The organism is Methylocystis sp. ATCC 49242 (assembly GCF_000188155.2).
Taxonomy (GTDB): Bacteria; Pseudomonadota; Alphaproteobacteria; order Rhizobiales; family Beijerinckiaceae; genus Methylocystis.
Map to the genome: position 1 here is coordinate 4,022,876 of NZ_KE124774.1, position 13,330 is coordinate 4,036,205.

Consider the following 13,330-nt stretch of genomic DNA (forward strand, 5'->3'; position numbering starts at 1 on the left):
GTTATGCACCTTGGATCATGAAATCTGCTGCGCGCTTGAGCATGAGACATGCGAAGGCGACGACGTGGAGTCCTGCGAGGGTCTGAGCATAGCGCTCGTAGTCTTTGACGAGCCGCCTGCATCGCGTCGCCCAGGCGAATGAACGCTCGACCACCCAGCGCTTGGGCAGCAACACGAAGCCTTTTTTGGCCTCGGCGAGTTTGACGACGCAAAGCTCGGCGCCCTGCGCCTTTGCGGCCTCGGACGCCTTTTCGCCGGTGTAGCCCTGATCGACATAAACGAGTTCGACGCTTTCGCCTGTCACATCCTGCACGGCTGCGATGAGCTTGCCGACCTCGGCGCGGTCATCGACATTCGCCGGCGTGACATGCAACGCCAGCAAATGGCCCAATGTGTCGACTGCCATGTGCAGCTTCGAGCCGCGCTTTCGCTTCGCGCCGTCATAGCCCGCTCGTGGGCCGCTCTCAGGGGTCGAGCGCAAGGTGCGGCTGTCGATGATCGCCGCCGTCGGCTCCGCCGCCCGCCCGGAAGCGACGCGCAACTGGGCGCGCAGATCCTGCGCAAGCGCCTCGAACACGCCCGCCGACAGCCAGCGCTGCGATTGTTGATACACGGCGAACCATGGCGGCAGATCGTTGGGCATGGCGCGCCAGGCGATGCCGTAGCGCAGCACGTAACGCAGGCCGTTGAACAGCTCGCGCAGCGAATGTTGACGCTGCGGCGCGCCTTCGTCCATGAGCGTCAGATAAGGCGCAACCAGCGACCATTCTTCGTCGCTGACGTCAGACGGATAAGGTTTGCGAATCGGAGACATCCGATTCTACTAAGACAATCAATCACCAAAGTACATAACACCCTCTAGCGCCATCGACGCAGTTGCATCATCGCGCGCAAGCGCTCGACGGCAAGGGTCGTAGCCGCCTCTATCGGCGGCGCGCCGACTACATGGGCGCGCTCGAGCGTAATCTTCGTGTTCCGGCCGATTTTCTCTTTTATCGCGGCGAAAGCGGTCGCCTCGCCGCCGCCGGCGTATTCGGTCGCGGCGCATATGACTCCGCCTGCATTGGCGATAAAGTCCGGCACGCTGACGATGCCGCGTTCGAACATGCGCCGCTCCGCTTCAGCGGTCGCGGGCACATTCGCGCCCTGCACGACCAGCTTGCAATCGAGAAGATCGACATTGTCGGCGCGTAAGACGTCGGGCCGCGCGGCGGGGATCCAGATTTCACAGGGGAGCGCCGTGAGGGCGGCGCCATCCATCACTTCGCCGTGCTGATGCTCGACAACGCTCTTGCCGGCTTCTTTCAGCTTTACCAGCGCCTCGATGTCCAGCCCTGCCGTATCGGTGATCGCTCCGCCGGTGTCCGAAGCGGCGACAAGTCGCGCGCCCTTCTTCGCGAGGAAGCGGGCCGCGTGCTGACCCACGGCGCCGAAGCCTTGCACAACGACGCGCGCCCCATCCAGCGAAATCTTGGCGAAGGGAGCTGCGACTTCAGCGGCGATGGCGACGCCGAAGCCGGTCGCGCCGATCTCGTCGAGCGGAATGCCGCCAATCTCCGCGGGTAGTCCGACCGAGCGCCCGATCTCGTCGTGGACCCAGGCCATGGCTATTTCGTCCGTGCCCATGTCCGGACCGGGGATGTAGTCTTCCAGTTGCCGGATGGCCGTTGCGAAGGCGCGGATCAACTGCTCCTTCTCGCGAAGCGGCATCTTCGGGTCGCCGAAGATCACCGATTTCGCGCCGCCGTGCCGCAAGCCGCAGGCGGCGTTTTTCAGCGTCATGGCGCGCGCGAGCCGAAAACATTCCATTGTGCTCACGTCCGGGGCCATGCGCGTGCCGCCAATTGCGGGCCCGGCGCTCACATTATCGATGACGACAATGGCGCGAAGACCCACTGACGGCGTGTGGATATGGACGATCTTGGCTGGACCGAATTCGTCGCAGAACGAAAAGGGGTCATGACGAACATTTGTTGACATGCGTTTTACGTTGTGCGCCGAACCGAGCTGTCAAGCGCCTTGGGTTCCAACCGGGTCTCACCGAACGGTATTCTTTATATCCGGAGGGGGCGAGCCGAAAAAATCTCGGGCGGGCCGCATGAAAAAGAGGAACCGTGCTCTAAACTAAAATTGGGTGAATCGCTCGAAAACCAATGGTTCGTCATATGGAATCTGACGTGAGACCTGACGCTCCGCAGTCCCTTCCGCCCGATGGTCGCGAAGCATCGCCGCCCGGCGAGCTTTCCCCGAGGGACGAACTCCTCCTGCGCTTCTATCGCGCAATGACCAAATCGCGGGTCTTCGACGGTAAGGCGATTGCGCTGCAGCGCACGGGGAAACTTGGAACCTTCGCTTCCTCGCTCGGCCAGGAGGCCGTGGGCGTCGGCGTCGCATCCGCAATGGAGGCGCGAGACGTGCTTGTGCCTTCCTATCGCGATCATGCCGCGCAATTTCTACGCGGCATGACGATGGTTGAATGCCTTCTCTATTGGGGCGGCGACGAACGCGGCAGCGATTTCTCGGCGTCGCGTTCGGATTTCCCCAATTGCGTGCCGGTCGCCACTCAGGTCGCGCATGCGGTCGGCGCCGCTTATGCTTTCAAGAGAAAAGGAGAGAATCGTGTCGCCGTTTGTTTCATCGGCGACGGCGGAACGGCCAATGGCGGTTTCTACGAGCCGCTCAACATGGCCGGCGTATGGAAAACGCCGGTCGTCATCGTCATCAACAACAACGGTTGGGCGATTTCCACGCCGCGGACATTGGAGAGCGCAGCGGAAACGCTCGCGCAGAAGGGTGTCGCTGCGGGCGTCGAGGGCTTGCAAGTCGACGGCAATGACGTTCTCGCCGTTTATGACGCGGCGCGCCGCGCAATCGAGAAGGCGCGCAGCGGCGGCGGGCCGACGGTGATCGAGGCGCTCACCTACCGGTTGGGGGATCACACGACTGCCGATGACGCGACGCGCTATCGTGATCCGGAGATCGTGCAGCGCGAATGGGGGCGGGAGCCCGTCGCCCGGTTGCGTAATCTTCTCGTGGACACGGGTCTGTGGACGCCGGAGAAGGAAACAGCGCTCCTGAAGGAATGCGCGGAAGAAGTTGAAAAAGCCGTCGAAAAATATCTGGCGACCCCGCCGCAACAGATCGACGCGATGTTCGATCATCTTCATGCGGTACTGCCCGATGCGTTGAAGAGCCAGCGAGAGGAGGCGCGTCGCTATGCTGGAGGGCAATGAGGCGCGGGCGATGGAAGCGACGCTCGTGGAGGCGGTCAATCTCGCGCTGGCGCATGAAATGGAGCGCGACGAGAGCGTATTGCTTCTCGGCGAGGACATAGGCGTGAATGGGGGCGTGTTTCGCGCGACGAACGGACTTCAGAAGCGTTTCGGCGCCGAGCGCGTGATCGACACGCCACTCGCGGAGAGCGCCATCGCGGGGGTCGCCGTCGGTATGGCGGCGATGGGGCTCAAGCCGGTCGCGGAGATTCAATTCACCGGTTTTATCTATCCTACAATGGATCAGATGATCAATCACGCGTCGCGAATGCGTCATCGCACGCGCGGGCGCCTGACGTGCCCTATGGTGCTGCGCTCACCTTTCGGCGCGGGAATCCATGCGCCGGAACATCACTCCGAAAGTCCGGAGGCGCTTTTCGCCCATATGCCGGGACTGCGTGTCGTTATCCCGTCTTCGCCGTCCCGCGCTTACGGTCTGCTGCTCGCTGCAATGCGCGATCCTGATCCTGTCGTCTTTCTCGAACCGACGCGGTTGTATCGACTCTTTCGGGAGGAAGTCGTCGATGATGGTCAGGCGCTTCCTCTCGACACATGCTTCCTGCTTCGTGAAGGGAAGGACGTGACACTCGTCACATGGGGCGCGATGACGCAGCAGGTTCTGGCGGCGGCCGACAATCTTGCGCAAGAGGGAACCGCGGCGGAGGTGATCGACGTCGCGACGATCAAGCCGCTCGATATGGAAACCATTCTGCGATCGGTTGAAAAAACGGGCCGATGCGTCATCGTGCATGAAGCGCCCCGGACGGCCGGCTTCGGGGCCGAAATCGCCGCCGAAATCGCCGAGCGGGCGCTCTATTCGCTGCTTGCGCCGCCGAGGCGCGTAACGGGATACGACGTTGTGGTGCCGCTCGCGCGGCTTGAAAACCAATATATCCCCAGCATCGAACGCATCATTGACGCTGTGCGCAAGGTCATGGAGGCGTGATGAAGACTTTTCGACTCCCTGATCTCGGCGAGGGTTTGCAGGAGGCCGAGCTTGTCGAATGGCGCGTGAAGCCTGGCGACACGGTCGCCATCGATCAGCCATTGGTTGCGGTGGAAACGGCGAAGGCGGTGGTGGAAATTCCTTCGCCGCGCGCGGGGCGTGTCGAGCGGTTGTTCGCGCAGGCGGGAGACATCGTCCGGGTCGGCGCGCCTCTGATCGCATTCGAGGGTGCGAGCGAGGAGGAAGAAGACGCCGGGACCGTCGTCGGCTCGGTTGAAACCAGCGCGCGCGTCGTGCAGGAGGCGCCTGTCTCGGTCGGGCGCGCGGGAGCCGCCATCCGCGCCATTCCCGCGGTGAGGGCTCTGGCGCACAAGCTCAATGTCGATCTCTCGATCGTGACGCCTTCTGGAGCCGATGGCGTCATCACGGCGGCGGACGTCCAGCGGGTTGCTCGAATCCTGAGCGAGGCGGAGCCGGCCGAACCGCTTCGCGGTTTCCGTCGCGCCATGGCGCAAAACATGGCCGTAGCTCAAGCTGAAGTCGCCGCCGCGACGATAATGGACGACGCCGACATCGACGCCTGGCCAGAGGGGGCCGATGTGACGATAAGATTGATCCGCGCTCTTGTGAAAGGATGTCGGGCGGAGCCCGCGCTGAACGCATGGTTTGAAAGCCAGTCGCTCGCGCGGCGCGTTCTGCGCAGGATCGACCTTGGGATCGCGGTGGACTTGCCCGAAGGGCTTTTCGTGCCGGTGCTGCGCGATGTGGCGGATCGTGACCCGGCGGATTTGCGCCAGGGACTCGACCGGATGCGCGCCGATGTGGCCGCCCGTCGCATTCCGCCGGAGGAGTTGCGCGGCGCGACGATCACGCTCTCGAACTTCGGCATGATCGCCGGGCGCTACGCCGCTCCTGTCGTGTTGCCGCCGACCGTCGCGATCGTCGGCGCCGGTCGCATAAGGCGAGACGTCGTCGCCGTGGACGGCGGCGTAGCCGTGCATCGCGTCATTCCCTTGAGTCTTACTTTCGACCACAGGGTCGTTTCGGGCGGCGAGGGCGGACGGTTCCTTGCGGCGATGATCGCCGATCTGGGGCTGCCACAGTAACGCTCCGACGCGTCACTCTGGTAACGTGTGCGCCCCGCGGCCGAGTTTGAGATTTCTGTTTTTTACTTGTCCCGCCCCCGTTGCGAGGTAAGTTAATTTTCGGCGCTATAATTGTTTTTGGCGGATTTCCATGAGCTCGATCATTTTCGACGCCAAGGCCGCGGTTGCGTCCGCCATTCCGGAGCCGCCGCTAAGCACGCTCGCGCATATTCCCGGCACGGATGGCTGGCCGTTCGTCGGCAACACATTGCAGTATGTCGTCGATCCCAAAGGCGTAGTGGAGCGCTTCGCTGCGAAATACGGTAATGTGTATCGCAGCCGCGTCTTCGGCGGGCGCTCGATCTCGCTGCTCGGCCCCGAGGCCAATGAGTTTGTTTTGATGGATCTGGCCAGGCTCTTTTCGTCGACTCATGGCTGGGGGCGCATCCTTGAATTGCTCTTCCCGCGCGGGCTGCTGCTGCTCGATTTCGACGAGCATCGCCTGCATCGCAAGGCGTTATCTGTCGCTTTCAAATCCGGCCCGATGAAATCCTATCTCGAAAATCTCAACCGCGGGATCGCATCGGGAATCGATGGATGGCTTAAAACATCGCCGGATCTGCGCTTCTACCCGGCGATCAAACAGATGACGCTCGACCTCGCCGCTGTTTCCTTCCTCGGCGAGGAAATTGGACCGGATGTCCAGGCGGTCAAAAGCGCCTTGACTGAAATGGTCGCGGCAATCGTCGCGGTCGTGCGTCGTCCCCTTCCGGGCACACAGATGTATCGCGGCGTCAAGGGAAGGAAGTTCATCGTCGACTATTTCGGCCGACAGATTTCCAGCCGCCGCGCGGGCGACGGCGATGACATTTTTACTCAGCTCTGCAAGGCGACAACGGACGACGGCGCATTGCTGACGCCACAGGAAGTGATCGACCATATGAGCTTCCTGATGATGGCCGCGCATGACACGCTTGCCTCGTCGCTTTCCTCCTTCGTCTATTTCCTCATGGTCAATCCTGACTGGCAGGAAAATTTGCGGGAAGAGCACGAGGCTCTCGGCCTCGCGGCGGGCGAACCCTTGCCCTATGATTTGCTGGACAAACTGTCTTTGACGGAAATGGCTTTCGAGGAGTCGCTGAGGCTCATCCCGCCTGCGCCCTCGATCCTGCGTTGCGCCGTGCGAGAGACGGAATTCGCAGGTTTTCGTATTCCGGCCGGCGCGCGGGTGAATATCGATCTGCTCTATACGCACCGCATGCCGGATGTCTGGCCGCAGCCGGAAAAGTTTGATCCGCTGCGCTTCACTGATCAAGCGAAACGCGCGCGTCACAAATACGCCTTCGCGCCATTCGGCGGAGGCGCGCACATGTGTCTTGGAACGCATTTCGCACATATGCAGGCGAAATGCTTCATCCATCATTTGTTGACGAGGGCGAAAATTTTGCCCGCTCCCGAATACAGGCCGGAGTGGAAATACTGGCCTATTCCGCAGCCGCGCGACGGACTACAGGTCAGGCTGAGGTCGATGTCATGATGAAATTGGCGCGCTGGACTGATCCATCAGATAACTACGACTTCGGCGAACATGCGCCTGCGCCTGGCCCGTCATTCGCTTGACAATCATTCGTTCTCGGTTACCGTTTCGTATTAGTAATTTGATCGAACTTCCTGGCGTCCCTTTTTCAGCGACTGTTTCAGCGATCGTCATGGCCGTGGAAACCAGCCCGAACATTGGGTTTCAATGAGACGCCAGCATTGCGAGCGAGGCTCGAACATGACTGGCGACGAACTCCTGAAAAGACTGGCCGAAGCGGCGGGCGGCGCGATGGCGCCGGACAGCATGCCGGCAGGGGCCGTGCGGTTCACGCTGGAATATCACGTACCGCCCGACCTCGCGGCCGAACGCGCGCGGGTCGCTGAGCTGCTCGGCTCGCAGGCGTTTCTACTCGAGCCGCTGGACGAGGACAGGAGCGTTCGGCTCGGGCGTTTCCTCGTGCTGCAATTCCCCGGCGTGGCGAGACACTTTTCGGATCGTGCGCTCTATGAAATGGGCAACGCTCTCGCAGGGCGACTTGACCTGCTCTCCTGCGAGCCGGACGTGGGCGCGCGCATATATGGCGAGCCGGATGCGCGCGGACTCGATCTGTCGCGTCCCGAGGGCGTGGTCGTCGATTTGTGGTGCAAGTCGAACGCGCCGGCGCCGGCGGAAATACGCTGGGCGCTCTCGGCGATCCGCGCGCCGCAGGCGTGGGAGGTTTCCCCGGCGAAAGGCTCGGGAATATTGGTCGGGCAACCCGACACGGGCGTGGCCGCGCACCCGGAGCTGGAGAGCGACGCGATCGCCTGGGACAAGGCCCGGAACATTCTCGAGGGCGGAACCGATCCGCGCGATCCGCTCAGCTCGTCCATGGCCAATCCCGGACATGGCACGGCCACTGCGAGCGTCGTCGTGAGTCGTGATGACAAGGGCGTGCTCGCGGGCTCGGCGCCCGGCGCGCGGCTTGCGCCGATCCGCTGCGTCAATGACGTAAAAATCTTCGATGGCGCGCCCGTCGCGGCGGCGATCAATCACGCGCGCAAGGTTGGATGCGACGTCGTGACGATGAGTCTTGGCGGATTTCCTTTCTCGGCGATCGGAGCGGCCGTCGCCGACGCGGTGGACGCCGGTCTGATCGTTCTCGCGGCCGCCGGCAACTGTGTGAAGATCGTGGTCTATCCGGCTTTCGATGATCGCGTGATCGCGGTCGCCGGCGTGGATGCGCAGGATCGGCCATGGAAGGGCACGAGCAAAGGCGCACAGGTAGATATTTCGGCGCCTGCGGAAAACGTATTCGTTGCGCGGCGGGCGCCGAATGACGGGGGCGCGCCTCATATCGAAGGTGGGCAGGGCACGTCCTATGCGGTCGCGCTGACGGCGGGCGTCGCAGCGACATGGCTGGCGGATCACGGCCGCGCCGCCGTGCGCGCGGAGGCGGCGCGGCGCGGCGTCAGCGTGCAGGCGCTGTTTCTCGTCGCGCTGCGCCAGACTGCGCGCCGGCCGGCGGGATGGGATCGAGCCGCCATGGGCGCAGGAGTCGTCGACGCCGAGGCGCTGCTGAAGTTGCGGCTGCGGGACATCACCGGCGCTTTTGCGCCGATGGCTGCGCGGGCGGAAGCCGGCGATGTCGAACTGATCTGGCGGCTGGCGCTGGCGCGCGCCAACGTCGACGGTTTCGATTGGGCGCGGCATGGCGCGGAGGCGGCGTCGCTCGCCGCCAAGGCGCATCTCGTGTCGCGCCGCTCCGCCGCCGGCATGGAGACGCTCGGCTTCGGCGGCTTGCGCGCCTCGACGGAAGTGGCGGCGACGGCGCCCGCGATCCTGCGGAAGCTTCTGGCGCAGGCGCCGGACCTCTCGCCTTCCGCGGATGTCGCCGCCTCTGCCGGCGAGGTCGAGCAATTGCTCAGGATCGTGGGCAAATCCTCGGGCGGAGGCGTGGAGAGTGCCGCCGCCGTGACCGTCGAGGCGGCCCGGCGGAGATTGCGTGGAGGCCACGCCGACAAGATCCTCGACAAGCTCGCCGCGGCGCTCGGCGCGCTGCCTTCGGAGACCGAGGCGCTCGCCGATGAACGCAAGCGCGTCGTGACCGACGCGCAGTCGGGTTTGCGCAAGCTCGCCGAAGATGGTCTCGCCGCGCGGCTCACGGCGACGGAGCGGGTCGGCATCGAGGCGTTGGTCAATATCCACGACCGCCCGGCGCTGCGCGTGCGCAATGGCGACGTCGACCCGAATGATCCGCTGCTGGGCGATTGGCAGGCGACGCTCCTCCTTGCCGCCGACAAGCCTCCCGTGGCGCTCGCCTCCGTCGGACGTATCGATCTCGACGGCGAGCATGTCGGCACGGGATTCGTCGTCGCGCCGGGCTGCATCATGACCAATCGGCACGTGCTGGAGGCGATCGCGGAGGAATTCCGGAAGTTGGACGGCTCCACAGGCTTCGCCTTCACGGGCGAGCCGTCGATCAATTTCGCCGACGACGGGCTGGGCGACGCCAGGCGCTTCCGGATCACCCGCGTCATCGCGGCGGGGCCTGATCGTATCGACGACACCGTGGATTTTGCTCACCTCGACATGGCGCTGTTGCAGGTTGAAACCCGCAATAGCGCCAACATGGAGTTGCCGGCGGCGCTGCCCATGATCGAGGATCCGCAAATAGCGGCAGGCAAGGGCGAGATTTTTGTGGCCGGCTATCCGGCGCGTCCGCCGGCGGCGGCGCTTCTCGATCCCGAGACCAACGTCGTTCGTCCCGACGTCGTGGCGCGGTTGAGAGAGATCTTCGGCCTCGCCTATTCGGTAAAATATCTCAGCCCCGGTGAAATCGACAATCCGGCCGGCTCGCTGACAGGCGACGCGCGCGGCTGGGTCTTCGCCCATGATGCGACCACTCTCGGCGGAAATTCAGGGTCGTGGGTCATTCGCATCGGAGAACCCTTCGGCGTCATCGGCCTGCATTTCGGCGGCGGAACGTTGCGCGCGAATTTCGCGCATGGGATAGCGGCCGTGCGAAAAACCGGATTGATCGGCCAGCTCGGCGACGATCTGACGTGGATATGATCGAGGCCGTCACGACCTGGCCGGCAATGCGGAAGCGGATGTTCTTGCGATGGAGCTGGCGCCGCTCGTCCACGCGGCGCGAGCTGCGCGCCATCAAAGCCATTCTCGATACTTTCGAAGAAATTACTGTACGCGGCGAAAAAGCCGTATCGAGCTGCAGGGCCTCGACGAGCCGGACGGCGCGCGATTGCTGCGCGGCCGCAAGCATTCTCGGCAATATTCGACGGCAAGCGCGGAAGCGTCGCCGCCTCGCGGACCGCTGCGGCCTGCTTGGCCGCCTGATGGATGTTGCCGCGGAGCTGAGGCCGGACGATCAGCCTGTCGCGCAGGTTCCTAAATTGGTCATGCGCGTCGAAGAGTTTTTTCACCATCCGCCGCCGGCGGTTCGTGTTGCTTCATAGGAGGTTTGTCATGACGAACAGCATCGATTTTTCATATCGTCCGCGATTGCAGGAGCTGCGCCGGCTCGGCGGCGATGAGGGCGCCGATTCAGCGATCGCCGAATTCAATCTCGAATCCGCCTTTGGTCTCGAACGTGCGGGCGCCCCCAAAGTGTCGCCGCCCGAGCGTTTTGCCGGGATGACGGGCTATCGTGCGGATTTCATCGAGGGTTTCGAGGTCGCGCCTCCGGCGCCGAAAGGCCAGCGCGCCAGCGACGTTCTGCCGATCGATCACGCGCAGGACGGTCGGCTCGATTATCTGCATTTCTCCGTCGTGATGTCGAAGTCGCGGCGCATGGCGATGTTCGTCGGCGTCAATATCGACGGCGCCGCCGCCAAAAGCATCGAACGCGGCAGGGATAAATGGTTTCTCGACGGGCGCATTCCGCTCGATGCGCAAATCGGCGAAGAACTCTACCTCGACAATCTGCTGGATCGCGGTCATCTCGTGCGTCGCGAGGATCCGAACTGGGGCTCCACACAGGAGGCGGAAGCAGCAAATGACATGACCTTCCATTTCACCAACTGCTCGCCGCAGATGGGCGCCTTCAACCAGCGCACATGGCTGGGGCTGGAAGATTATGTTCTGAAGAACGCGCGCGCCTGGAAGGAACGCATCAGCGTTTTCACCGGCCCCGTCTTCCATGCCGATGATCTCGACTATCGCGGCGTAATGATTCCGCGCGCCTACTGGAAGGTGATCGCCTTCCTTAGCGACGATCTCAAGCCGTCGGCAACGGCCTATATGGTCAGTCAGGAAAGGGAGCTGAGCGACCTCGAAGCCGCCTTTGGCGCCTACAAGACCTATCAGCGCTCCGTGCGCCAAATCGAAAAGATCACGGGGCTCTCGTTTGGTGAACTCACGAATTTCGACGGCTTCTCGAATGAGGAGGAAATGACCCGGACCGAAATATCGTCATTACTGCGCGCGCCGGGCGACATGCGCGTATAGCCGACGCGCGCCGGGCCGCGCCGCCAAGCCGCCTCGCCTTCTTTCGCGGTCGAACAGGATCATTCCTGAAAGACATAGAGTCCGGGCGCGTCGCCGAGCGCAGGATAGCCTGCCTCGGGGGAGCCGATCGGGGGCGGAGCGGCAGCCTCTCCCGATCGCGCGGCCAGCCATGCGACCCATTCGGGCCACCACGAGCCCTCGTTTCTTTTTGCGGCCGCAATCCACGCATCCGGGTCCAGATAGGCGTGATCGTGAGGCGTGGCCAGGACCTGATAACTTCTTCGCGGCCGACCCGGCTCTGAAACGATGCCAGCGTTATGACCGCCGCCCGTCAGCAGAAAGGTGATTTCAGTATCCGTAAGGAGATGGATCTTGAAGACCGATCGCCACGGCGCGACATGATCATGCGTGGCGCCTACGCAGAAGAGCGGGACGCGAATATCGGTCAGGGCGATCGGCTTTCCGTCAACTTCATAGCGCCCCTCAGCTAATGAATTTTCGAGAAACAGGCGCCGCAGATATTCGGAATGCATACGGTAGGGCATGCGCGTGGCGTCGGCGTTCCACGCCATCAGATCGATCATCGGCTGCCGTTCGCCCATCAGATAATCGTGGAGGGCCCGCGACCAGATGAGATCCTGCGAGCGTAGCAACTGGAAAGCGCCGGCCATCTGCTTGGAGTCGAGAAAACCCTGCTCCCACATCATATCGTCGAGGAAGGCGAGCTGACTTTCATTGATGAAGAGCGTGAGTTCGCCCGCTTCGGTGAAGTCGGTCTGCGCCGCGAGAAGCGTCATGGAGCCGATACGTTCGTCGCCGTCGCGCGCCATGGCGGCTGCGGCGATCGAGAGGAGCGTGCCGCCGAGGCAATAACCGACCGCATGGACGCGCGCGCCGCGCGTGATTGTCGTAATCGCCTCCAGCGCGGCCATTAAGCCGAGTTTGCGATAGTCATCCATGCCGAGATCACGATCTTCCGGGTCCGGATTTTTCCAGGAAATCATGAAGACCGTGAAACCTTGCGTTGTCAGATGTCTGACCAGCGAATTATGCTGGGAGAGATCGAGAATGTAGAATTTCATGATCCAGGCGGGGACAATGAGAATTGGCTCGGGATGCGTCCGGTCAGTCGCAGGCGCATATTGGATGAGCTCGATCAGACGATTGCGGTAGACTACTTTTCCCGGCGTGACGGCAAGATTATTACCGACTTCGAATTGCTCGGCCCCCACTGGCTTCTTGCCGTTGACGAGGCGTTCCCAATCCTCGAGGAAATTCTGCATCCCGCGCAATAAGTTCATCCCACCCTGCCGCATGGTTTGTTGCAGCACTTCCGGGTTGGTAAGCAGAAAGTTTGACGGCGACGCCATGTCGAGAATCTGGCGCGACACGAATTCAACGACTTTCTCATGCTGTCCGGTGACCCCGCGCACGCTCGTCGTCGCATTGTGCCACCATTGCTGATGAAGCAGGAAGCTTTGATAATAGAAATTATATGGCCAGCGGCGCCATGTCTCGTCGATGAAGCGGCGGTCTTGTGGCAGCGGCTCGATACAAGGTTCGATCATTCCGCCCTGAAGGACGCACTGGCTCGCGTGATGCGCCAAACGAACCGACTTGCGGACCGCTTTTGCGGCGAGCTGCGCCTGCTTCCCGGGACTTGCTGCGAGATGGGTCGCCCAGTCGAGATAAGCGTTGCCCAGAGCGGCCGGTGAAAGGCCGAAAGTGAAGCGCGCCCAAGTGGCGTGGAGCGATCGATCGATGACATCGCTCAAGGCCGTGGCGGCGTAGGAATCCTGTTCGAGATCCCGACGTCTTCTGGGGTTGCCGGCAATCGGCTGCCCGGTCTGTGGAATAGTGGCTGGAAGTTGCCGCTGCGCGGCGTCGTTCATCGTCTTCATTGTCGCGTCCCGCGCATTTGGCGTCGAAGGCTTGTCAAACATGGATAAATCCGGCTGTGCGCCGACATCGGACCGCAAACGCTGTCAACTGCCTTGAGCAACCTGACGGCCTGGTCGCTATAAGCAACGTATGTCATGCG

The 13,330-nt window shown here is 62.6% G+C and carries 9 protein-coding genes; 6 read left to right on the plus strand and 3 right to left on the minus strand.

Features of this window, described 5'->3' with window-relative positions:
• Position 1: 1 nt before the first annotated feature.
• Entirely contained in the window at positions 2 to 814 is an 813-nt protein-coding gene (locus MET49242_RS21735) for an IS5 family transposase (protein WP_036279258.1), read from the minus strand.
• A 44-nt stretch (positions 815 to 858) separates the two neighbouring features.
• A complete protein-coding gene (locus MET49242_RS21740; RefSeq protein ID WP_036286018.1) occupies positions 859 to 1,980 on the minus strand; it encodes a Glu/Leu/Phe/Val dehydrogenase in 1,122 nt (373 codons plus the stop codon).
• 197 nt (positions 1,981 to 2,177) lie between these two features.
• On the opposite strand from MET49242_RS21740, the gene pdhA reads away from it, so the two are divergent.
• The 6 genes from pdhA (at position 2,178) to MET49242_RS21775 (ending at position 11,289) form a co-directional block, all read left to right on the plus strand.
• Positions 2,178 to 3,233 (plus strand): pyruvate dehydrogenase (acetyl-transferring) E1 component subunit alpha, encoded by a 1,056-nt coding sequence (gene pdhA, locus MET49242_RS21745; RefSeq protein ID WP_244430868.1) that lies wholly within the window; start codon positions 2,178 to 2,180, stop codon positions 3,231 to 3,233.
• Positions 3,217 to 4,218, plus strand: coding sequence for an alpha-ketoacid dehydrogenase subunit beta (locus MET49242_RS21750; RefSeq protein ID WP_305809092.1), 1,002 nt, complete (start codon positions 3,217 to 3,219; stop codon positions 4,216 to 4,218). The genes pdhA and MET49242_RS21750 overlap by 17 nt, the downstream gene beginning before the upstream one ends.
• Positions 4,218 to 5,324, plus strand: a complete 1,107-nt coding sequence (locus MET49242_RS21755; RefSeq protein WP_036286022.1) for a dihydrolipoamide acetyltransferase family protein — start codon at positions 4,218 to 4,220, stop codon at positions 5,322 to 5,324. Before MET49242_RS21750 ends, MET49242_RS21755 begins: the two co-directional genes overlap by 1 nt.
• 130 nt (positions 5,325 to 5,454) lie before the next feature.
• Positions 5,455 to 6,840 (plus strand): cytochrome P450, encoded by a 1,386-nt coding sequence (locus MET49242_RS21760; RefSeq protein ID WP_084679265.1) that lies wholly within the window; start codon positions 5,455 to 5,457, stop codon positions 6,838 to 6,840.
• Positions 6,841 to 7,080: 240 nt separating this feature from the next.
• On the plus strand, positions 7,081 to 9,897 hold the full coding sequence (locus tag MET49242_RS21765; protein ID WP_036286024.1) for a S8 family serine peptidase: 2,817 nt from the start codon (positions 7,081 to 7,083) through the stop codon (positions 9,895 to 9,897).
• Positions 9,898 to 10,308: 411 nt separating this feature from the next.
• On the plus strand, positions 10,309 to 11,289 hold the full coding sequence (locus MET49242_RS21775; protein ID WP_036286028.1) for a DNA/RNA non-specific endonuclease: 981 nt from the start codon (positions 10,309 to 10,311) through the stop codon (positions 11,287 to 11,289).
• A 59-nt stretch (positions 11,290 to 11,348) separates the two neighbouring features.
• On the opposite strand, the gene MET49242_RS21780 is transcribed toward MET49242_RS21775, so the two are convergent.
• Positions 11,349 to 13,190, minus strand: a complete 1,842-nt coding sequence (locus tag MET49242_RS21780; protein WP_036289138.1) for an alpha/beta hydrolase — start codon at positions 13,188 to 13,190, stop codon at positions 11,349 to 11,351.
• Positions 13,191 to 13,330 lie beyond the last annotated feature (140 nt).